The sequence below is a fragment of the Paenibacillus sp. 598K genome (assembly GCF_003851045.1).
Classification (GTDB): domain Bacteria; phylum Bacillota; class Bacilli; order Paenibacillales; family Paenibacillaceae; genus Paenibacillus_D.
The window spans coordinates 118,573-141,422 of sequence record NZ_BFBX01000003.1 but is presented as its reverse complement, the minus strand read 5'-3'; the positions used below and the strand labels follow the sequence as shown (position 1 = coordinate 141,422).

At 57.6% G+C, this 22,850-nt stretch carries 21 protein-coding genes; all 21 read right to left on the bottom strand.

What is annotated here, in order from left to right:
- Positions 1-117: 117 nt before the first annotated feature.
- The 21 genes from sleB to rnpM all read right to left on the bottom strand — a co-directional run bounded on the left by sleB (position 118) and on the right by rnpM (position 22,831).
- Positions 118-903, bottom strand: a complete 786-nt coding sequence (gene sleB / locus PA598K_RS01465) for a spore cortex-lytic enzyme (protein ID WP_128655130.1) — start codon at positions 901-903, stop codon at positions 118-120.
- Positions 904-1,018: 115 nt separating this feature from the next.
- Complete coding sequence (locus PA598K_RS01460) at positions 1,019-3,619, bottom strand: FtsK/SpoIIIE family DNA translocase (protein WP_128655165.1); 2,601 nt, start codon at positions 3,617-3,619, stop codon at positions 1,019-1,021.
- A gap of 48 nt (positions 3,620-3,667) precedes the next feature.
- Positions 3,668-3,904, bottom strand: a complete 237-nt coding sequence (locus PA598K_RS01455; protein WP_128655129.1) for a YlzJ-like family protein — start codon at positions 3,902-3,904, stop codon at positions 3,668-3,670.
- Complete coding sequence (locus tag PA598K_RS01450; RefSeq protein ID WP_128655128.1) at positions 3,901-4,650, bottom strand: ClpP family protease; 750 nt, start codon at positions 4,648-4,650, stop codon at positions 3,901-3,903. The genes PA598K_RS01455 and PA598K_RS01450 overlap by 4 nt, the downstream gene beginning before the upstream one ends.
- Before the next feature lie 202 nt (positions 4,651-4,852).
- The gene (locus PA598K_RS01445) at positions 4,853-6,532 is read right to left on the bottom strand and encodes a ribonuclease J (protein WP_128655127.1); all 1,680 of its coding nucleotides are present in this window, start codon (positions 6,530-6,532) and stop codon (positions 4,853-4,855) included.
- A gap of 202 nt (positions 6,533-6,734) precedes the next feature.
- Positions 6,735-7,607, bottom strand: coding sequence for a 4-hydroxy-tetrahydrodipicolinate synthase (gene dapA, locus PA598K_RS01440; protein ID WP_128655126.1), 873 nt, complete (start codon positions 7,605-7,607; stop codon positions 6,735-6,737).
- Positions 7,608-7,678: 71 nt separating this feature from the next.
- Positions 7,679-8,878, bottom strand: coding sequence for an aspartate kinase (gene dapG, locus PA598K_RS01435; RefSeq protein ID WP_128655125.1), 1,200 nt, complete (start codon positions 8,876-8,878; stop codon positions 7,679-7,681).
- 16 nt (positions 8,879-8,894) lie between these two features.
- On the bottom strand, positions 8,895-9,494 hold the full coding sequence (locus PA598K_RS01430) for a dipicolinate synthase subunit B (RefSeq protein WP_128655124.1): 600 nt from the start codon (positions 9,492-9,494) through the stop codon (positions 8,895-8,897).
- Positions 9,491-10,390, bottom strand: a complete 900-nt coding sequence (gene dpsA / locus PA598K_RS01425) for a dipicolinate synthase subunit DpsA (protein WP_128655123.1) — start codon at positions 10,388-10,390, stop codon at positions 9,491-9,493. The genes PA598K_RS01430 and dpsA overlap by 4 nt, the downstream gene beginning before the upstream one ends.
- Before the next feature lie 178 nt (positions 10,391-10,568).
- Complete coding sequence (gene dut, locus PA598K_RS01420) at positions 10,569-11,012, bottom strand: dUTP diphosphatase (RefSeq protein ID WP_128655122.1); 444 nt, start codon at positions 11,010-11,012, stop codon at positions 10,569-10,571.
- Positions 10,993-12,258, bottom strand: coding sequence for a M16 family metallopeptidase (locus PA598K_RS01415; protein ID WP_128655121.1), 1,266 nt, complete (start codon positions 12,256-12,258; stop codon positions 10,993-10,995). The genes dut and PA598K_RS01415 overlap by 20 nt, the downstream gene beginning before the upstream one ends.
- Positions 12,259-12,301: 43 nt before the next feature.
- Positions 12,302-13,294 (bottom strand): polysaccharide deacetylase family protein, encoded by a 993-nt coding sequence (locus tag PA598K_RS01410; protein WP_128655120.1) that lies wholly within the window; start codon positions 13,292-13,294, stop codon positions 12,302-12,304.
- A 122-nt stretch (positions 13,295-13,416) separates the two neighbouring features.
- Entirely contained in the window at positions 13,417-15,522 is a 2,106-nt protein-coding gene (gene pnp, locus PA598K_RS01405) for a polyribonucleotide nucleotidyltransferase (protein WP_128655119.1), read from the bottom strand.
- A gap of 173 nt (positions 15,523-15,695) precedes the next feature.
- Positions 15,696-15,965 carry a 30S ribosomal protein S15 gene (gene rpsO / locus PA598K_RS01400; protein ID WP_020615236.1) on the bottom strand — a complete coding sequence of 90 codons (270 nt, stop codon included), beginning with the start codon at positions 15,963-15,965 and terminating at the stop codon, positions 15,696-15,698.
- Positions 15,966-16,127: 162 nt separating this feature from the next.
- The gene (locus tag PA598K_RS01395) at positions 16,128-17,081 is read right to left on the bottom strand and encodes a bifunctional riboflavin kinase/FAD synthetase (protein ID WP_128655118.1); all 954 of its coding nucleotides are present in this window, start codon (positions 17,079-17,081) and stop codon (positions 16,128-16,130) included.
- Between the two features lie 184 nt (positions 17,082-17,265).
- Positions 17,266-18,168 (bottom strand): tRNA pseudouridine(55) synthase TruB, encoded by a 903-nt coding sequence (truB, locus tag PA598K_RS01390; RefSeq protein WP_128655117.1) that lies wholly within the window; start codon positions 18,166-18,168, stop codon positions 17,266-17,268.
- Entirely contained in the window at positions 18,168-19,163 is a 996-nt protein-coding gene (locus tag PA598K_RS01385; protein ID WP_128655116.1) for a DHH family phosphoesterase, read from the bottom strand. Before PA598K_RS01385 ends, truB begins: the two co-directional genes overlap by 1 nt.
- A complete protein-coding gene (gene rbfA / locus PA598K_RS01380; protein ID WP_128655115.1) occupies positions 19,160-19,516 on the bottom strand; it encodes a 30S ribosome-binding factor RbfA in 357 nt (118 codons plus the stop codon). The genes PA598K_RS01385 and rbfA overlap by 4 nt, the downstream gene beginning before the upstream one ends.
- Before the next feature lie 7 nt (positions 19,517-19,523).
- Complete coding sequence (gene infB, locus PA598K_RS01375; RefSeq protein WP_128655114.1) at positions 19,524-22,208, bottom strand: translation initiation factor IF-2; 2,685 nt, start codon at positions 22,206-22,208, stop codon at positions 19,524-19,526.
- Positions 22,201-22,533 (bottom strand): L7Ae/L30e/S12e/Gadd45 family ribosomal protein, encoded by a 333-nt coding sequence (locus PA598K_RS01370; protein ID WP_128655113.1) that lies wholly within the window; start codon positions 22,531-22,533, stop codon positions 22,201-22,203. The genes infB and PA598K_RS01370 overlap by 8 nt, the downstream gene beginning before the upstream one ends.
- Positions 22,517-22,831 carry an RNase P modulator RnpM gene (gene rnpM / locus PA598K_RS01365; RefSeq protein ID WP_128655112.1) on the bottom strand — a complete coding sequence of 105 codons (315 nt, stop codon included), beginning with the start codon at positions 22,829-22,831 and terminating at the stop codon, positions 22,517-22,519. Before rnpM ends, PA598K_RS01370 begins: the two co-directional genes overlap by 17 nt.
- Between the last annotated feature and the right edge of the window lie 19 nt (positions 22,832-22,850).

Sequence of the window (22,850 nt, the reverse complement as noted above, 5' to 3'; positions counted from 1 at the left end):
CTGCATCCATACTCCGTAATGTATTCGATTTTCGTAGACTCTATACCATTCTAACCCATTAGAAATGGAAGAAGCAACCCGCACTCCTGACCTGCAAGCGGGGTTGCTTGAACGAACCTAAATACAGAAAATATGCTTGCCAATCGTCATCACTTGCTGCCTCGTCCAAATCCATTTGGACGTTGCCGTCGCGGGATTGAAATAATACAGACAGCCGTTCGTCGGATCCCAGCCTTTGACCGCGGCCTCCACCGCTTGTCTGGCTCTCTCATTGGGCTCAAGCCAGATCTGGCCGTCGGCCACTGCCGTAAAAGCAAGCGGCTCAAAGATGACGCCCGACACCGAGTCAGGGAAATTCTCGTCACGGACCCGATTCAAAATAACGGCGGCAACCGCTACTTGCCCCTCGTAAGGCTCGCCGCGCGCCTCGCCATAAACGGCGTTGGCCATCAGCTTCAGATCGTTTTCGGACAAGCCCAATTTGTTGGACTGCGCCAGATTGCCGCCGGAGCCGCCACCGCCCGAGCCGCCGCCTCCATTGCCGCCGGTCGTGCCTCCCGGCAGCTCGTCTGCTGCAGGACGCCAATCCTTGGTCGCCTCCCACAGCTTCAGTTTTGTTTTGCCGCCGACGACGCCGTCGGATTTCAACCCGAATTTCCATTGAAACCAGGTGACGGCATTTTTCGTCTTCGCTCCAAACTGGCCATCCACCTTGCCGTCATAATAACCGAGCTTCTTCAGTCGCCCTTGCAGCTCGTAGACGTCTTTGCCGGATGAGCCTTGCTTCAAGATCGCTTTGCTGAACGTTTCGGTAGAAGCGCCGTGCTCCTGCTTGCTGATTGCGAAAGAGCCGAAGAGCAGACAGACGATCACGGCTGTTGCAATAACCAAACGGGTTTTCATAGGTGGATCAAGCCTTTCTGTGCGTAATGAGCCATCATCATGCGAGAAGCTGCTTGATCCTAGTATGAGGCACGGATTGTACTTCTATGCACCTTTCTCCATTTCGCAAATCGTTTTAGGACGTTATTTTGCCGGCCTGGAATTGCTCGGGGCTCATCAGCACCTCGCGGGGCTTGCTCCCCTCGTACGGTCCGACGACGCCCTTCGCCTCCATCGTATCGATCAGCCGGGCTGCCCGTGTATAACCGACCCGCATCCGGCGTTGCAGCAAGGACACCGATGCCTGCTTGGCCTCGACGACGATCGATACAGCCTGGTCATATAGCTCATCAAGATTCTCGTCTTCCTCCTCGGCCATCTCCTCCACCTCTGGCACCAGATCCTCTTTATATTCGGCCTCCGCTTGGCTGCGAGCATAGCCGACGACGCTCTCTACCTCCTGATCGGAGAGGAATGCGCCCTGGACACGGATCGGCTTGGACATGCCGACCGGCAGGAAGAGCATATCGCCGCGGCCGAGCAGCTTCTCTGCGCCGACCATGTCGAGGATCGTCCGGGAGTCGACCTGGGAAGAGACGCCAAAGGCGATCCGCGACGGGATATTGGCCTTGATCAGACCGGTGATGACATCAACGGACGGCCGCTGCGTAGCGATGATCAGATGGATGCCCGAGGCACGCGCCATCTGCGCGAGACGGCAGATCGCATCCTCCACATCGTTGGCAGCGATCATCATCAGGTCGGCGAGCTCGTCGACGATGACGACGATATAAGGCAATAGCGCAGCCGGATTATCGGCCATCAAGCTGTTGTACCCTTCGATATTGCGCGTCCCGGACTTGGAGAACAACTCATACCGCTTCTCCATCTCGACAACGATCTTCTTGAGCGCAAGCGAGGCGCGGCGCGGATCGGTGACGACCGGAGCCAGCAGATGCGGGATGCCGTTGTAAACATTCAGTTCGACCATCTTCGGGTCGATCATCAGGAAGCGAACCTCGTCCGGCTTGGCCTTGTAGAGGATGCTAGTGATGATGCCGTTGATGCACACCGACTTGCCCGATCCGGTCGCCCCAGCGACCAGCAGATGGGGCATCCGGGCCAGATCGCCGACGATCGGCGTGCCTGCGATATCGCGCCCGAAGACGATCGACATCTTGGAGGCAGCACGCTGGAAGGCAGTCGTCTCCATCACCTCTCGCATCGTCACGACCGAGACCTCAGTGTTCGGCACCTCGATGCCAATCGCCGACTTGCCGGGGATCGGCGCCTCCATCCGGATATCCTTGGCGGCCAATGCAAGCGCGATATCGTCGGTCAAGCCGACGATCCGGCTGACCTTGACTCCGGTCGCAGGCTGCACCTCATAACGCGTAACAGCCGGACCGCGCACAACGTCGAGCACATTGGCCTTGACGCCGAAGCTCTCGAGCGTCGCTTCGAGCTTGCGTCGCGACTCCAGCGCGCCCTCCGGCCCCGATTTTCCATGTCCTTGCGGCTTCGCGAGCAGCGAGAGCGGCGGCAAGCGATAAGGCTTGGCCGTAGGAACGATCACTGGCGGCTGCTCGCCGTCGCCAGCAATCACAACAGCCGTCTCCTCTCCGCCCTCTGGAGTCTCGTCGGCCACAGCGTCGATCAACAAGGCCTCGTCAACGGGATTCGGCTCCATCGCCTCGCCAGTATGGGGAACCAGAGCCTCCGGCCACGTCGTCGTCTCCTCTTCGAGCGGTATGGCCAAGGTATCCGGCGGCTCTACCAGCCACGTCGGCTTTTCCTGAGCATCGCCATAAGGGTCGGCTTCGGGCGGCCAGCCGGTTTCCGATTCGTCGTCCCCCTTGCGGCCTTGCTCCTGCGTCAGTGCCTGCTCCGGCTCGCGCCGCAGCTTGTCCGCGTAATCCTGCAGCCAACTGAAGAACGCCGGCTTCTTGCGCTGCACGGGCGCGGGTGGAGGCTCCGTACTATATGGGTCAAAAGTGTCGTTATCGTCTTCGGAATAGTCATCATGCTCATTATGTATGGGAACCGCCGTTGTCCGCTTGCCGCCAGGCTTCTTCGCAGCAGCGGCAGAGCGGCGGCTCTTGAATTTAACGCGGAGCAAGGTGTAGAGACGGGCCGTCTTGCTGGATAGCGTCTGGATCAGCTCGACATAGGATTTGCCTGTGACGAGCATGACTGCAATCGCGAACATCACGATCAGCACGAAGCGGGCGCCGATGTTGCCGAACAGCCAGAACAAGATCGAATATTGCACCGCGCCGGCATAGCCTCCGCTGATCGCCTTGCTCATCATCGGTAGTTCCGGCTGTACGCTGGCCGTCAGCAGCTCGCCCCGAATATCGCTCCCGAGTGTCTGCAGGATCGTACCGGCCGAGACGACGGTCGTCTCCTCGAGACCGGCGAACTTGGCGTTAATCTCCGCGATGGAGCTCATTAGCGTCAGCGCCAGCACGAACAGCAGCAGTCCGCTTTTGCGCGAGGACCAGCCCTGTGGCCAGGCTCGCTTCACCATGACAGATAAGCCGATATAGATGCCGACCAAGGCCAGCACAAAATAAAACTTGCCCAGCAGCAAGCCAAACAGCTTGGACAGCGAACGCCCGACGACGGCCTCTCCGGACAAGGCAATGACCGAAATCGTAATGAGCAGAATGCCATACACTTCATATTTTAACGTCATGCCGATCGATTTCTTTTTACGTTTTCGCTTTGCCAAAATGGTCACCTCTCGATAACCCATTATAGCATAGCTGCTGTCATGTTCCTATCACTCCGAACCAGCTCTGTCCGTCGGCGCCAGCATGATGAGCGTGCCTGGCGCAAGCCCGGGATCGAGGTAGCGGTGCAAGTCGCAATCGAGCAGCCGGACGATGCGCCCGACGCCAGGAGACACCGCTTCAACCTGCATGCGCACGCCGTCGCGCACGAGCTCCAACGTCGCTTCGCGCTCCTGATCCCAACCACTCAGCACCATTTCCAAGGGCATACTTGTATACAGGATCATTGGATCACCGCCGACGCGCGAGCCCGATTCTCCTCGATCCGGCGATTCAGCTCGCGGATCGCTGCCCCGACACCGCCGACTGCGTCGATAAGCCCATAGGTCACGGCGTCAGGACCGATTACGGTTGCGCCGATGTCCCGGGTCAGCTCCCCCGTTTTGAACATCAGCTCCTTGAATTTCTGTTCGGTAATTCGTGAATGCGACATCACGAAACGCACGACCCGCTCCTGCATTTTTTCGAGGTATTCGAAGGTTTGCGGCACGCCGATGACGAGTCCATTCAGACGGATCGGGTGGATCGTCATCGTAGCGGTCTCTGCAATAAACGACATGTCGCCCGCCACCGCAATCGGCACCCCGATTGAATGGCCGCCCCCCAGCACGATCGTAACCGAGGGCTTGGACAGCGAAGCGATCATCTCGGCAATCGCCAGACCTGCCTCGACATCTCCACCGACCGTATTCAAGACGATCAGCACGCCTTCAATTTTCGAATTTTGCTCCGCTGCGACCAACTGCGGGATCAGATGCTCGTATTTGGTCGTCTTGTTTTGCGGCGGCAACACGAGATGACCCTCAACCTGACCGATAATCGTCATGCAAAAAATATTGGAGTCCATGACAGGCACCGTCGTCTGCCCAAGCTGCTGTATCGTATCGACAACCGGATTGCGCGGCTTCTCCGTCGGAACGGGCACCGGCTCGGGCTGCGGTTCCTGATTCGTATAATTGCCCTTATGCATCATGCCTTTTGCCTCCTATACTCCTGATAGTTGAGATCACTGATCGCAAGCGAGCAGCTTGTCATAGTATGGGTTCCATTGCCGCTTTTATGCTTCATCCGGCCGAACGCCGCCCGCAGGCCATTCGTCGTTGAACGCAAAAATGCCATTGAAGGCTCCTGGAGAAAGAGCGCATCAATGGCCAGTGGCTAGGTAGTGTGAACCATTAAACTTCCATTATAATAGGCAAAATCATCGGGCGACGACGCGTCTGCTCGTAAAGAAAACGGCCGAGCGCGTCCTTGACGTTTGTTTTGAGCGATGCCCATTCATTTACCTTGTCATTCATCAGTTTGTGAAGGGTCGAGCTGACGATACGATTGGCTTCATCGAGCAAACCTTCCGACTCTCTCACATAGACGAAGCCACGCGAGATAATATCCGGTCCGGAAAGGATCTTGCCGTCCTGTTTGCTGAGCGTGACGACAACGACCAGGATGCCGTCCTGCGAGAGCAGCTTGCGGTCGCGCAAGACGATGTTGCCCACGTCGCCGACGCCTAGCCCGTCGATCAGGATGTTGCCCGATGGGACCTTGTTGCCCTTACGCGCCTTGCCGCCCTGAACCTCGACGGTGTCGCCGATATCGCAGATGAAGATGTTCTCGCGCTCCACGCCGACCGATTCGGCAAGCAGAGCATGCTGGCGCAACATCCGGTACTCCCCGTGAATCGGGATGAAGTACTTCGGCTTGATCAGGTTAAGCATCAGCTTCAACTCTTCCTGGCTGCCATGTCCGGATACGTGAACGCCCGATACCGAGCCAGGACCGTAGATGACTTTGGCGCCGAGACGGAACAGCTCGTCCACCGTACGACCGACGTATTTCTCATTGCCTGGGATCGGCGTAGCGGCGATGATGACCGTGTCGCCCGGCAGAATGTCGATCTTGCGATGTGTCGAGCGAGCCATCCGGGTCAGAGCCGACATCGGTTCGCCCTGGCTGCCGGTCGACAGCACGACTACGCGATCCGCTGCCAGTCGGTTCACTTCATCCGGCTCGATCAGCATACCCTCGGGAATGTTCAGGTACCCCAGCTCCGAAGCGATGTTGACGACGTTGACCATGCTGCGTCCGATGACAGCAAGCTTACGTTTCGTAGTCATCGCTGCGTTGATGACCTGCTGAATCCGATGGACATTCGATGCGAAGGTCGCTACGATGACACGTTGTGTCGATTTGCGGAAAATATCCTCGAATTCGTTGCCGATGTTGCTCTCCGAGGGGGTGAAGCCGGGACGCTCTGCGTTGGTGCTGTCTGAGAGCAGCGCCAGTACGCCGCGGCTGCCGATGGCTGCCATCCGTTGCAGGTCCGCGTATTGGTCGTTGACCGGCGTATGGTCAAATTTGAAGTCGCCTGTATGGACGACGATCCCTTCCGGGGTGTCCAAGCAGACGCCTACCGAATCAGGGATACTGTGGTTTGTGCGGAAGAACGTCGCCTTGATCTGACCCAGCTCTACTTCCGAATCGGCATTGATCAGGATCCGTTTCGTCTCGCCCAGCAGGCCCGCTTCCTTCAGCTTGCCCTCGATCAGACCGATCGTAAGCTTCGTGGCGTAGACAGGCACATTGAGGTTCTTGAGCACATAAGGCAAGCCGCCGATATGGTCTTCATGACCATGGGTAATGAGAATGCCTCTCACCTTGTCCCGATTTTCTTTCAGGTAGGTGATGTCCGGGATGACAATATCGATCCCCAGCATGTCCTCCTCTGGAAACTTCAGTCCGGAATCGACTACTACGATATCGTTTCCATACTGGATGACATACATATTTTTGCCGATCTCACCTACTCCGCCCAATGCAAAGATCAGCAGCTTGTCTTGATTATTCTTTTTTGACACGTCGATCTGTACCTCCTATGTTCGTGGAACGCTTCTCCAAACGTTCAAGATTGATTTCAAAAAATTGCCGCACCCAGTCACTTGAAATCCATTATACATGATTCATTTTGCAAAACACAAGTCAATCCGCTGGCATCCATGTCAGAAAAAAAGCCGATGCTCGTCGCACCGGCTCCATAATTAGGCATGGCTAAGGCGAAATTTACAGTAATTTGCGCAAAAATTCGGCTTCCTGGTCGGTCACATCGACAAGCGGCAATCTGACGCCGCCGACATGCATGCCGCTCATGCCCAGAATAAATTTGATCGCCACAGGATTAGGCACCGGGTCCGGAGCTTCGAAAATGCCCTTGAACATCGGGTGGCATTGCGCATGCAAACGCGCCGCCTCCTTCACATTGCCTTGCAGATAGGCTTCGATCATCCGCTTCATCTGCGGGCCGATAATATGGCTGGCGACGCTGACGATGCCGTGGCCACCAATGGCCAATACAGGCAGCGTCATGCTGTCATCGCCGCCGTAGACGAGGAACCCTTCCGGCGCCGCGCTAATAATATGCGTCAACTGGTCCAGCGAAGCGCATTCCTTGGTAGCCACGACATTCTCGATATGAGCAAGCCGTAACGTCGTTGCGGCACTCAGATTAGCGCCTGTCCGTCCCGGGACATTGTAGAGCATGACCGGTAGCTTGGTCGACTGCGCGACCGCCTTAAAGTGCTGATACAGCCCTTCTTGGCTCGGACGATTGTAATAAGGCACAACCAATAGAATCCCGTCGACGCCAGCCTCTTCGGCAGCCTGGGTCAGGTGAATGGAATGCGCCGTATTATTGCTGCCTGTCCCTGCGATAATTTTGCAGCGTCCATCGGCATGACGAACGGCGAAGCGGAACAGCTCCAGCTTCTCGTCGTCGGTCAGCGTCGGGGATTCGCCCGTCGTCCCGGAGACGACCAGACTTTCGCTCTGTTGCTCGTCTATCAAGTAATCTATTAATCGTCCCGTCGTGTCCCAATCGATCTGACCATTGACATCAAACGGGGTGACCATGGCCGTCACCAATCTCCCAAAATCCATCTTGAATCCTCCTAAAGTCATCGCTCAGACTAAGCTTAGTTATCCTATATTTATACCATTAAACCTGATCGTTATGGAAGATGAAGTTTAAACTTTTCATGAAGAGATCGCAAAGCAGCCGCCATCTCCTCCTCGCGAACGAGCACCCAGATCGTCGAGTTCGAATCTGCGGACTGAAGAATCGTAATGCCCTTGCCAGTCAGCGCCTCCACGATAGAAGCCATAATACCGGGCACGCCATTCATGCCGCCGCCGATGACCGATACCTTGGCGCAGCCATGCACAGCCTGCGGTTCATAGCCAATCGATCGCAGCACCGCCAAGGCCCGAGAAGCATCGCTGTCGAATACGGTATAGACCGCGCCGCCAGGCGTAACATTGATGAAGTCGACGCTGATACCGTTGCCTGCCATCGCGCGGAATACCTGGAGCTGCATATCGCCTCCCTCGTCCCGCGCCTGCACCGATAGCTGCGTAATCCCGCAGACATGAGCAATCCCCGTCACATAGCGGTCCTGCACCGCAGTCGGGAGCGGCCCGCTGACGAGCGTCCCCTCCTCCTCTAGGAAGGTTGAGCGGACGCGCAGCGGCAGGTTGGCCTGCGCAGCGATCTCTACGGCGCGCGGGTGGATCACTTTGGCGCCTTGTCGTGCAAGATTGCACATCTCGGCATAGCCGACATGTCGGAGCGGGCGGGCATCCGCGACGAGCCGGGGATCTGCGGTCAGGATCCCGTCAACATCTGTGTAGATGTCCGCTCTCACTGCCCCGAGCGCAGCGCCGAGCGCCGTCGCCGAGGTGTCGCTGCCGCCGCGGCCGAGCGTCGTCCACTCGCCGCTCTCGGTCCGGCCCTGGAAGCCGGCGACGACGACGACCTTGTCCCGCTGCAGCTCCCTCGTCACGGCAGCCGTATCCATGCGGATGATCTGAGCTTGGCCATGGTGCTCGTCGGTGATGATCCCCGCCTGTCCGCCAGTGAGCACGACCGCTTCGATGCCCCGCTCTGCCAGCAGACTGCACAGCGTCGTCGCCGAGATGATCTCGCCGCAGCAGAGCAACAGATCGCGCTCTCTCGGCGGCAGACCTTGCCCTCCGCCTGCCAGCGCGAGCAGGGAGTCGGTAGCGTATGGGTCGCCGCTTCTGCCCATGGCAGAAACGACAACCACCAGTTGGTGTCGCTGCCGTTCCCTTTCGATATGGCGCACTACATGCTCTCTGGCGGCGGCGGTGGACACGGAAGTGCCGCCGAATTTTTGCACAAGGATGCTCATCGGTTCCGCCCCCCGGTCAACTGCCATAATTAAAGCGTTCAATGACCATTGGCTGCAGTTGTTCACCGCCGAGCGCTGCTTCGCATGCTTCCATGACGAGGTCCATTCTAGCGACCAGCGAATTCGGCTTTTGCTGTGGGTTGTCTTGGCCAAACGGCACAAAATAGATGTTCTTGGCGACGAGCAGCTTCGCAATGTTGGCGGCGTTCAGCCCCAATCCGTCATTGGTCGAGATGGCCAGCACGACAGGGCGCCCGTTACGCATCTGAGCCTTGGCCGCCATCAGTACCGCGCTGTCGGTCATCGCGTTGGCGAGCTTGCTCGTCGTATTGCCGGTGCAAGGCGCGATGACGAGCACATCGAGCTGCTTGGACGGACCTAGCGGCTCAGCCTGGACGATCGTCGAGATAATCTCGTTGCCCGTAATCGTCTTCAACTGCTGCTGCCAGTCCTCGGACTTGCCGAATCGCGTATCGGTCGTCATGATCGTCGACGTGACGATTGGTACGACTTTGGCTCCTGCATCTATAAATCTCTGAATCTGCGGCATCACTTCCGCAAATGTACAATGTGATCCGGATAATGCATAGCCGACCGTTTTGCCTTGCCAGTTCATCGTCCATCCCCCCGCAATTGTATGTCCTCCAGCATTAAACGAGTCAAGCAATCCGCCATGATGCGTCCTGCTGTTCTGGGAGCGACAATTCCGGGAAGACCGGGCGCGAGCATCGCCTTGATCCCTCGCTTCTCTGCGAAGCGGAAATCGGTACCGCCCGGCTTCGAAGCCAGGTCGATAATAACGGCGCGCGAAGGCAAATTCGCGATCATTTGCGCTGTGACTATCATAGTCGGAATTGTATTAAAAATCAAGTCAGGGTCGCTCATATGAGACAGCAGATCCGTCGTGTAAAAGGGGCTGAACCCCATCTCGTGAGCTCTTGCAAAATCAGCTTCTGTGTGAACGCCGGCCTTCACTTTAGCTCCCAATCCTTGCAAGGTTCGCGCCAATGTAAATCCGGTCCGTCCAAGGCCAAGCACGAGGCATCTGGAGCTGTGGAGCGTAATGTCGGTGTGCTGGATGGCCATCATAACCGCGCCTTCCGCCGTCGGGATCGAATTGTAGATGGCGACGTCATCGCGCTCCAGCAGCTCCACAAGGCGTATCCCTTGATCTTGGCATAACTTGCGCAGATACGGTTTGGCCATTCCTGTGTAGACGGTACTATGCTTGGAAAGTCTGGCGATATGAGACTCTTGCAGCCTTAATTCATCATTGCTAAAAACCGCAGCGATTCGCCCGTCGTCATCCGTCCCGACTGCCGGCAGCACGATCGCATCCGCATTATCGAACAGCGACTCGTCGAACGCCGCATGGACAGCTCCGTCGAGCTGCGTATGCAGCCCGTCAAAGCCCGATAGCGTGACGGCGGCATCCAGCTCGGTTAGCTTATGGATCACCTCCAGCGCGCGGGCATCCCCGCCCAGCAGCACGACTTGCGTACCTGTCAGCATGGCAGCATCACTCCTTTCCTGCACGAGTCATAAGCTATCTTATGCGCGCGCCCAATGCTTGGTGATTACCCCATAAACTGAAGTTCGGCTTTGACGCGTCCGCAGGAAAGCACAAAAAAGCCTTCGCACCGAAATAACAATCGGTGTGAAGGCTATACATCGCGCGGACAGGCTGAAACTAGGTTCCGGTGTGGCCGAAGCCGCCGGCGCCGCGCACCGTATCGCTCAGTTCGTCCCGCTCCTGGAGCTCGACTTGCGGCACGACCTGAAATACCATCTGGGCGATCCGCTCGCCTCTGGCGATCGTAAAAGGCTCCTGACCCAGATTGATCAGCAGCACCTTGACTTCGCCGCGGTAGTCGGCATCGATCGTGCCAGGCGAGTTCAGACAGGTGATACCGTGCTTGTAGGCCAAGCCGCTGCGCGGACGAATCTGCGCCTCCAGCTCGACTGGCATCGCCATCGCAAAGCCGGTCGGCACGAGCTGGCGCTCTCCGGGAGCCAGCACAAGCGGCTCGGCGACTGCTGCGTGAAGATCAAAGCCGCTTGCCGCAGCAGACATTTTTACAGGCAGCTGGATGTCTTCATTGCCCGGCAGCCGTTTAATTTGGACTGGATACAAAATGATTCCTCCCTACGTTTTGGGCCGCCTTGTCGCTTGAGCCGACCATTGCGACAGCAAACGGCTCGGCAAGCATATGCCGCGTCACTTCATGGATCGTCTCCATCGATACAGCATCGATTTTTTGGATCATCTCATCCAGCGTATAATGACGGCCCAGCATCAGTTCGTTTTTGCCATTGCGATTCATCCGGCTGCTGGTGCTCTCGAGCGATAGGATAAGGCTGCCCTTGAGCTGCTCCTTGCCACGATGCAGCTCCGCTTCGGTCAGCCCTTGAGCGCCGATATCGCCGAGCAGCTCAAGCGTCAGGTCAAGCACGTCCTTGGTCTGCTTGGGCGCCGTGCCGGCATAGATCGTGTACAGGCCGCTGTCCGCATAAGACGTATGATAGGAGTAGACCGAATACGCCAGCCCACGCTTCTCGCGGATCTCCTGGAACAGCCGCGAGCTCATGCCGCCGCCGATCGCATTGTTGAGCAGGATCATCGCGTACAGCCGGGGATCGGCGATCGAGCAGCCCTGGAAGGAGAGGCAAATATGATTCTGCTCGGTTTTCTTCTTATGGAACAAATACTCGCCCTTGAATACAGGCGGATGCAGCAGCGCGCTCTCGCCCCGCGCGTCGAAGCGGCCAAAATACCGCTCCAGCAGCTCTAATACGGCCTCCGGCTCGACATTGCCCGCCACGCTGATGACGGTGTTGTCAACCCTGTAATGGCCACGCATATAGTCGCGTAACGTATCGGCGGTCATCCCCATCAGCTTCTCCTCTGCACCGAGGATCGAAAAAGCGAGCGGGTGGCTGCCGAAGCTGGCGCGCGACGCATCGTCATGCACCTTGTCATCCGGCGTATCTTCGTACATGGAAATTTCTTCGAGGATCACGTTTTTCTCCTTGGCCAGCTCTCCCTCGTCAAATTCGGACTCGAAAAACATATCTGCCAGCGTGTCGATCGCAATCGGCAGATGCTGGTCAAGCACTTTGGCGTAATAACACGTATATTCCTTCGAAGTAAACGCATTGACATTGCCGCCGATCCCGTCGAAGACGTCGGCGATGTCCTTGGCTGTACGCTGCTTCGTACCTTTGAAGAGCATATGCTCGATGAAATGCGAGATGCCGCTGTTCTCGGGCGTTTCGTTGCGCGAGCCGGTCTTGACCCAGATGCCGAACGAAACGGAACGGCAGGTCGGGATGCTCTCGACGATAACCCGAAGCCCGTTGCTCAAGGTGTATTTCTTCAAGATAGGTTACCCTCCTAAAATCAATGATCTTACTATAGCAGAATTATGTCCCGCTCTCAACCGAATCAAGCCGTTCCGTCGACAATAGCTCGCTTACCGTGCCCAGCGCCAGCCCTTTGCTCTTGATCACGCGAATCATCCCTGCCAGCGCTTCGCTCGACGAAGCGGTCGGATGCATCAGAATAAGCGAACCAGGCTCGACTCGGGCGGCGATCTTGCGGATGATCGTGTCTGGTGAAGGCTTCTTCCAGTCCACCGTGTCCAGTGTCCACAGCACCGTACCCAAGCCTTGTGAGGCGGCCAGCTCGACCGTCTGCTGATTGTAATCGCCCGAGGGCGGCGCAAACCAGCGATTGGCGACGCCGAGCTGGTCGCGGAGCAACTGCTCGGTGCGTGTGATCTGACGGAGCGCAGCCTCGCGCCCCAACTCGCTCATGTTGGGATGCGAATAAGCGTGGTTGGACATCTCGTGCCCCGCCGACTGAATGGCGCGCGCGATGTCCGTGTGCTTGCTAAGCCATGACCCGTCCAAAAAAAACGTCGCCTTCACTTGCTCGTCCGCCAGCACCTTCAGCATGGACGGGATATATTCGTTGCCCCAGGCTACGTTGATCATCAACGCGGTCATTTTTTTTTGCGGGTTGCCCCTGTAGATCGGATGTGACCCCAGCTCTTGCAGACGGAGCTTCGGTTCCACTTGCCGATATACATAATCGATCTCACCGCCGACCCAGGTAGGCCGATTTTGCGAATAGGTTCGTTCCACATCGACCTCCCGACCATTGTAGCCGGGGATCAGCTTCCATACGCGGTCGACACGAGGTTCGATCGGAGCGACGCGTAGCTCAGCCGCCTCGCGGCGGATACGCTGCATCAGCTCGTCATCGCTGCCCCCGCCTTTGTCGAGCACGCTCTGCGCCTTCACTCGGCTTTCCTTGACGGCATCGACATACCGGGCGACGCTGTCATCTGCCGTCAGCCAGACGAGCAGCAGCACTGCCGTTATCGTCATCGCCACGATTTTATTGCGCCCCATGTCCCCCGCCCTCCTTGTACATTCCATCATATGTGGGACGGGTCCGGATTATGAGGCCACGAAAAAAGAGTCAGACAGAATCTGGCTCTTATCAATCGTGCTATAGAAATGTCGTGACGCTTTTATTTGGAGGAAACTTGAGTCTGCGCAGCAAGTACAGCCTTGCGGGACAGGTTGACGCGGCCTTGCTGATCGATCTCGGTTACCTTCACCGTAATCTGATCGCCGATCTTGACCACATCCTCCGTCTTCGCTACGCGCTCTGCAGCGAGCTGCGAGATATGGACGAGTCCTTCCTTGCCTGGCAGAATCTCGACGAATGCACCAAACTTCTCGACGCGCTTGACCGTGCCGACATAGATCTCGCCGACGACAACTTCCTTGACGATGCCTTCGATAATTTGTCTGGCTTTTTGATTCATCTCTTCATTAGAAGAAGCGATGAACACTGTGCCGTCCTGCTCGATATCGATCTTGACGCCGGTCTCCTCGATAATCTTGTTGATGATCTTGCCACCCGCTCCGATAACGTCGCGGATCTTGTCCGGGTTGATCGTCAGGATGAGGATCTTCGGCGCGTATTGCGACAGGTTCGGACGAGGCTGCTGCATCGTCTCCAGCATCTTGCCGAGGATGAACATCCGGCCGCTGCGCGCTTGCTCCAGCGCCTGCTCGAGGATCGAGCGATCGATGCCGGCGATCTTGATATCCATCTGGATGGCGGTTACGCCTTCTGCCGTACCGGCTACCTTGAAGTCCATATCGCCGAGATGATCCTCCAACCCCTGGATGTCGGTCAGGATCGAGAAGTGGTCGCCTTCCTTGATCAGACCCATGGCCACGCCTGCAACCGGCGCCTTGATCGGCACGCCTGCATCCATCAGAGCCAGCGTGCTGGCGCAGATGCTCGCTTGCGAGGACGAACCGTTGGACTCCAGCACCTCGGATACGAGTCGGATCGTATACGGGAATTCCTTCTCAGACGGGATGACCTTAGAGAGCGCCCGCTCGCCGAGTGCACCGTGGCCGATTTCGCGGCGTCCGGGCGCGCGCAGCATCCGCGCTTCGCCGACGCTGAATGGCGGGAAATTGTAATGATGCATAAACCGCTTGCTCTCCTCGAGCGAGATGCCATCGAGGATCTGAACATCGCCCAGCGCACCAAGCGTACAGATACTCAGCGCTTGCGTCTGCCCACGCGTGAACAGTCCGGAGCCATGCGTACGCGGCAGCTGCGCCACATCGCATTCGATCGGGCGGATCTCGTCGAGCTTGCGGCCGTCGGGACGGACCTTGTCCACCGTGATCAGACGCCGCACTTCTTCCTTGACGATATCGTGCAGCACTTCCTTGACATCGCCCAGCATGTCCGGTGTCTCGGCGTAGACAGTCTCGAAATGAGCGACTGCCTCGTCTTCGATCGCATCGATCGCTTGCTGACGAGCATGCTTCTCCTCGATGCGGATCGCTTCGACCAGACGCGTCTGTGCATACTCGCGTACGGCAGCGTTCACTTCTTCGTTCACCGCATGGAGGACGACCTCCATCTTCGGCTTGCCGGCTTGTTCGATCAGTTGCTCCTGTATCGCAACGATCTTCTTGATCTCGTCGTGACCGAACATGATCGCCTCGAGCATGACGTCCTCAGGCACTTCGTTGGCTTCCGCCTCGACCATCATGATCGCGTCCTTGGTGCCGGCGACGACGACGAAGATGTCGCTTTTCTCTTCCTGATCGATCGATGGGTTGATGATGAACTGTCCATCGATACGCGCGACGACAACCCCGCCGATCGGACCGTCAAACGGTACATCGGAGATTGCCAGCGCCGCCGAGGTGCCGATCATCGCCGCAATGTTGGGCGAACAATCCTGATCCACGCTCATGACGAGGTCGAGGATCTGCACATCGTTGCGGAAGCCTTCCGGGAACAGCGGACGGATCGGGCGGTCGATCAGACGGCTCGCCAGAATCGCTTTTTCGCTTGGACGACCCTCGCGCTTGATGAACCCGCCGGGGATTTTGCCTACGGCATAGAGACGCTCCTCATAATTCACCGTCAGGGGAAAGAAATCAAGCTTCTTTGGTTCCGATGAAGCGGTAACAGTACACAGGACGACAGTATCGCCATAACGTACAGTTACTGCAGCATTGGCTTGCTTAGCGAGACGACCGGTTTCGAGCACCAGACGCTTGCCGCCGAGCTGCATTTCAACGCTTTGTAACATGTTATCCCTCCTGTCTTTCTTAATTCAATTCGACAATGTCCGGCCCAACTCCTTCACCGAACCATTTATATGTACACGATGAAAATAGAAGATAATGCTATAAAAAGCAACCAAGCGACGGCCGTTCGTTGCGGAACGGCTGTCTACCCGGTTGCTTCGGGGTCCCGAATCGATTAACGACGAAGACCAAGCTTCTCGATCAGGGCGCTGTAGCGTCTAACATCCTTGTTTTTCAAGTATGCCAGCAGCTTACGGCGTTGACCGACCATCTTCAGCAGACCGCGACGGGAATGATGGTCTTTCTTGTGCGTCCGCAGATGATCAGTCAGGTTCACGATATTCTCAGTCAGAATCGCAACCTGCACCTCCGGAGAACCGGTATCGGTAGCATGAGTCTTGTGCGTGTCGATCAGTTCATTCTTACGCTCTTGTGTGATAGCCATTCTCTTCACCTCCTAATCATAATCGCCTGTGGCCTCGAAACCGCCGGTGAATCGGGAATCCAAGCCAAGGTTTGGATGAGGCGCCCAAAACGCCGCAACCTGAATCAGTATAGCACAGCAGCCTGCGGAAGTAAACCCGGCGCCGCCGTCATGCGTATAACGCTAGGATGAAAGACTGCCCAGCAGCTTGCGCGCTTGCTCGGCGTCGGCGCCGATCTGGGCAATCAGCTCGCCCACCGAGCCGAATTTTCTTTCTTCCCGGATAAAGAAGCAAAAGTCTACCTGTAATTCCTTGCCATACAAGTCTTGCTGAAAGTCAAACAAGTGGACCTCTGCGGTTGGCGCACCGCCAGGTGCGTTGAACGTCGGCTTAAAGCCGAGATTCATAACCGCCGGATACGTCGCATCTCCTACCGTCGCTCGCACCGCATAGACACCAAGACGAGGCAGCACATATGGATGGACCAGATGCACATTGGCGGTCGGGAAGCCGATCGTGCGGCCTCTGCCGTCGCCGCTCTGCACGATGCCGGAGAAGCGATAAGGACGCCCGAGCAGCGACTCCGCCACGTCGACCGCTCCTTCGGCAAGCGACTTGCGGATAAGCGTGCTGCTCACCTTCTCGGCATCCTGGTGAAACGGAGCGACGATATCGACCGCCAGCCTTCCTTGGCCAAGCTCATCCAGCGTCTCAGCCTTGCCGGATCCGCGATGCCCAAAGGTAAAGTCGAAGCCGACTACAGCCCGCCGAACCTGCAAGGGCAGCAGCACCTCCTCGACAAATTGCAACGGCGATACAGCCGCGAAAGCCAGGTCAAAGCGGAACACGTAGGCAACCTCGATCCCCAGGGCATCAAACAAGGTCATCTTGTCATCGAGCGGCGTCAGATAGGTAAGATACGTCTCCTCCTGCGACAACACCTCTCGCGGGTGAGGATGAAAGGTCATAATCGAAGGGCACAGCCCCTCTGCGCGCGCTACATCGATCGCTTGCCGGATGACTTGCTGATGTCCCTTATGAACGCCGTCGAAATGTCCCATCGCCAGCGTCTGCGGCAACGCGCAGTTTTCCAGCTGCTGCTCTGTCAACGGATAGCTTAATTCGATTACTTTCACTACTACACCTGCATTTCTTATAGAGGTTGTTCAAAAAGTCCGCTTTTGATCACGAAGCTACTCGAGAAGCGGATTCGACATCGAATCTTGAATGCAGTCGGAACTTCCGGTGCTCACGTAGCTCCACTACGCTGCGCTCCTCATTTCCTCCTGCCTTCAACCTTCTCGGTGCTGAAAACCGAACTCAGGAGAAGACCTTGACCGGGGTGATCAGGCCTCGCACCGGCTCCGCGCGGAAAATGCCAAGAAACTGATTGCTCGCGTCATACAGACGGATCACCTGTCCCTCCGCCAGGCGGGCGCCCTCCTCGGTCAGCTTGAGCTTCTGGCCTTTGACTGCCCGGTCTGCCGCATCGGCGTCCACCGACAATCGCGGCAGATGGGTCAGTCCCTCGTCGGGTCCGAGCAGACGTGCGGCCAGATCGCCTCTCTCCTGCAGCTCGCGGATCTCCTCAAGCGTCAGACAGTCGGCCTCTCCAAAGCCGGCCGAGCGCGTCCGCTTAAGCTCCGCCATCGTCGCCGGAACGCCCAAGGCCTTGCCGATATCGACGCACAGGGTGCGGATATACGTCCCCTTGGAGCAAGTAACAGCAAACGCGATCCGGGGACGAGAGCCGTCAGCCTCAAACCGCAACAGCTCCAGCTCGTGAATCGTCACCAGACGCTTCTTGCGCTCGACGACCTTGCCCTCGCGGGCCAGCTCGTACAGTCGCTTGCCGTCTACCTTGACCGCCGAGAACATCGGTGGCACTTGCTCGATCTCGCCGACGAAGGAGGCCAGCACACGGCGCGCCGCCTCCTCATCGACTGTCACTTGATCCACCGACTCAATAATCTGACCGGTCAGATCCTCCGTATCGGTCGCAATGCCAAGCTCCAGCACCGCTTCATAGGCCTTGGGCCTCTCCTGCAAGTACTCGACGACCCGGGTCGCGCGGCCGATACAGAGCGGCAACACGCCAGTCACCTCGGGATCGAGCGTGCCAGCATGGCCGATCCGCCGGATCCGCAGCATCCCTCTCACCTTGGCTACGACATCATGCGAGGTCCAGCCGGCCGGTTTCCATACCGCTAATATGCCATCCATTATGATTGCAAAGACCTCCTGACAGACTCGACCACGGTGGAGATAACGTCCGGCGTCTGGCCTTCCAAGCGGCATCCGGCAGCGCGCACATGGCCTCCGCCCCCGAATTGCTGAGCGATCGCCGCGACATCTGCCTTGCCAGCCGAACGAAGACTGACCTTGGTGTTGCCGTCGCCGCCGATCTTGAACAGGATGCCGACCTCGACGCCTTCCACATTAAGCGCATAGTTAACCAGACCTTCCAGATCCTCGCCAGCTGCTCCGGTCTCCTCCAGATCGGTCGGCTCGATATAGAGCCAGCTAATCCGGCCATCCTCATTAAAGGATAAACGCGACAACCCGCGTTGCAGCAACTTCAGCTGCGGCATCGTCATCTTCTCCAGCAGATGCTGGGCAAGTTGATGGCCGCGGACCCCGATCTGCAGCAGACTGGAGGCGATCTCCATCACATGCGAGGTCGTATTGGAGTAACGGAAGCCGCCCGTATCGGTCAACAACCCGGTGTAGACGGCTGTCGCCGCCTCCAGATCAAGCGCTAGTCCGCCGTGACGGATCAGATCGTATAGGATCTCCACCGTAGCGGCAGCATCAGGCCGGATCAGGTTGACTGCGCCAAAGCCGTCGTTGGTCGGATGATGATCGATATTGAGCAACTGCGCGTCCGGGGCGAACGACCCGCTGACCGTGCCGATCCTGCGGTAATCCGCGCAGTCTACAGAGACGATGCGCGCGAAGGTCCGCTCAAGCGGTCGCTCTGACACAGTCTGAATCGTATCCGCCAAGGTCAGATAACCAAGCCGCGAGGGCACGGTCCCTTCATTGACCAAGACGGCCCGCTTGCCCAGCCGGTCCAACAGCCAGCCGATCAACACAGTCGAGCTGATCGCGTCGCCGTCAGGCTGAACATGGGAGACGACGAGGAAGTCATCTCCGTCCTGCAGGAATGCATACGCCTCCGACAGCTGCTGCTCGTAAAGCGCCGAACGCTCGGTCATTGGCCGCCCTTCCCTTGGTTAAGCTGGTCGAGCAGCGCTTCGATGCGGCTGCCGTACTCGATACTGCTGTCAAACTTGAACAGCAGATCCGGCGTATGCCGGAATCGAATCCGTTTGCCAAGCTCGGAGCGCAGGAAGCCTTTGCCGCGGGCCAGCGCCTTAAGCGTCTCTTCCTTCTGCTCCTCGCTGCCGAGCACGCTCAGGAAGACGCGTGCCTGGGAGAGGTCGCCCGTCACCTCAACGCCCGTCACCGTGATAAATCCGATGCGCGGATCCTTCAGCTCGGCCTGGATCAACTGGCTCAGTTCCTTTTTGATTTGCTCCGCGACGCGTTCTACACGGATTTTAGCCATAGACGGCTCACCTCTCTACGCTTTCCATGATGAAGGCCTCGATGATGTCGCCTTCCTTGAGATCATTGTAATTATCCAGCGTGATGCCACACTCGTAGCCTTGCGCGACTTCCTTGGCATCGTCCTTGAACCGCTTCAACGAGTCCAGCTTGCCCTCGAAGACGACGATGCCGCTGCGTACGACGCGAGCCTCGGCGTTGCGAGCCATCTTGCCGGAGGTGACCATACAGCCGGCGATCGTGCCAACCTTGCTTACTTTGAACAGGTTGCGGACCTCGGCATGACCGATCACAACTTCCTTGTAGATCGGGTCGAGCATGCCCTTCATCGCTTGTTCGATCTCGTCGATGATGTTGTAGATGATCCGGTGCAGGCGCACGTCGACCTTCTCTTGCTCGGCTGCGATCTTCGCTTGCGGCTCGGGACGAACGTTGAAGCCGATGACGATCGCGTTGGACGCTGTAGCCAGAATAATGTCCGACTCGGTGATCGCACCGACGCCACTGTGGATGATCTTGACGCGCACGCCCTCAATCTCGATTTTCTCAAGGGAGCCCTTGAGCGCCTCGAACGAACCTTGCGTATCCGCCTTGATAATGACGTACAGATCCTTGATCTCGCCGTCCTTGATATGCTGATACAGATCGTCGAGCGTCACCCGTGTGTTCGATACGAGCTCGGACTGACGATGCTTCGTCGCGCGCCGATCGGCGATGGCCCGCGCTTTGCGCTCGTCCTCGAACACGAGGAACGGATCGCCAGCCTGAGGCACATCGGTCAGACCGGTAATCTCCACCGGAGTGGACGGACCGGCTTCCTTCAGACGGCGTCCTTTGTCGTTGATCATGGCGCGGATCCGGCCAAAGCAGTTGCCTGCAACGTAAGCATCGCCAACCTTCAGCGTGCCGTGCTGTACCAGGATGCGGGCGATCGGGCCTTTACCTTTGTCCAGCTCCGCCTCGAGAACGGTGCCGCGCGCCCGTTTGTTCGGATTGGCCTTGTAGTCGTTAACCTCTGCCACGAGCAAGATCATCTCCAGTAGCCCTTCCAGATTGATGCGCTGCTTGGCCGAGAGCTCGACGAAGATCGTGTCGCCGCCCCACTCCTCGGGGACGAGCTCGTATTCGGTGAGCGACTGCTTGATCTTCTCCGGATTGGCGCCTTCCTTGTCGATCTTGTTGACCGCGACGATGATCGGCACGCCTGCGGCCTTGGCATGGTTGATGGCCTCAACCGTCTGCGGCATAACGCCGTCGTCTGCGGCGACGACCAGGATCGTAATATCGGTTACCTGGGCGCCGCGCGCACGCATCGTTGTGAACGCTTCGTGACCCGGCGTATCCAGGAAAGTAATTTTCTTGTGGTTGACTTCGACTTGATAAGCGCCGATATGCTGCGTGATGCCGCCGGCTTCGCCGCCGGTCACGTTTGTAGAGCGAATCGCGTCGAGCAACGTCGTCTTGCCGTGGTCGACGTGACCCATGATCGTGACAATCGGCGGGCGCGCCTCCAGATCGGCTTCGTCGTCGATTTCCTCGATCGTTTCGAACTGATCCTCTTCGACCGGAATTTTCACTTCGACCTCAACCTTGAACTCTTCGGCGACCAGATGGATCGCGTCCAGATCGAGCTCCTGGTTGATCGTCGCCATGACGCCGAGGAACAGCAGCTTCTTGATAACCTCCGAAGCGTCCTTGTGGAGCAGCTTCGCTAGGTCGCCGACCGTCATGTTGCCGCGGACGATAATTTTCTTCGGCGTATTGTCGATTTTTTCGCGACGTTCCATTTGCTGATTGTTGCGTCCGCGGTTGTTTTTGCCCCCGCGACCGCTGCGGAAATTGCCGCCGCGATTGTCGTCGAAGCGACGCTGCTGGCCGCCACCGCTACCGCCGCCTGGGCGGGATTTGCCGCGCGAAGCGTTACGGTCGCCGCCTTGACCACCCTGTCCTTGCGTGGATGGACGATTGTTATCGAAGCGCGGCGCAGTGCCGCGACCTGCCGAAGCGCCGCCGCCTTGGCCTTGCGACGGGCGATTGCCGCCTTGACCTTGACCGCCGGGGCGGTTTCCGCCCTGACCTTGACCGCTTGGGCGATTGCCGCCCTGGCTTGGACCGCTCGGACGGTTGCCGCCCTGAGCGCCTTGGCCACCGGGACGAGCGCCCTGGCTGCCTTGAGCCGGACGATTGCCGCCTTGGCCCTGACCTTGGCCTTGCCGATTGCCGCCCCCTTGACCTTGAGGACGTTGCTGTTGATTGCCGTTCCGGTTGCCTTGCGGGCGATTGCCGCCCTGGCTTGGACCTTGACCGGACTGACTGCGTGGTTGATTAGATGTCGTTTGGTTTTGGGTTTTCGATTCAGTACTATTCATAGGCTCCTGTCGTTCCACTGGTTTATTTTTGTTGCCTTGCGGTTGTACGGCCTGACTCGGTTGACGTGTGCCGGACGACTTCGTCTGGGTTGCCGAGGATACGGATGCGCTGCCCTCTTGCGCGCGTTTGGCTGCGGCATTGGCTTTGATATCGCGGAAGAAACCTTCCACTTTATGCACCATTTCGTTTTCCATCACGCTCATATGATTATTGACCGGCAAGTTCAGTCGTTTCAGGATGGTAATAATTTCTTTGCTGCTCATATTAAGCGATTTTGCATATTCATACACGCGCAGTTTATCTTTGTTGTCTTGTTTAGTCAATATACTCCACCTCCGCTTGATCACTCAGTTGATTTTGGATCATCTTCGCAAATCCCTGGTCGGTGACAGCAATCAGCACTCTCATCTCCTTACCGATTGCCTGGCCGATCTGGACTCGATCATAAGCTTCAGCTATCGCAACTCCGTAGGAGGCGCATTTGTCGCGGAACTTCTTTTTCGTGTTGTCGGAGGCGTCGCCGGCGACGAGTACGAGACAGGCTTTCCCTGCGCGGACAGCCTTCAGCACCGTCTCTTCCCCGGTTATCAGCTTGCCGGCCCGCATCGCCATACCAAGCGCCGACAGCCCTTTATTCCTCGTCGTCATCGGATTGCTCCCCTCTGGCGAGGAACTCATCCTGCACCCCGATGAAATCCCGTTCGAGCTGCTCGTAGATCTCTGGAGCGACCGGTTGCTTAAGCGCACGCTCGAGCGCCTTGCTCTTCTGCGCGAGCCGGAAGCAGCTCACCTTGCCGCACAGATAGGCACCGCGTCCGGGCTTTTTGCCCGTCAGGTCGATCTGGATGTCGCCGCTCGGCGTGCGTACGATACGGATGAGTTCCTTTTTGGGCATCATTTCCTGGCAAGCGATACATTTGCGAAGCGGTATTTTTCTCGGCTTCATTTCTCACTACCCCCTGGCC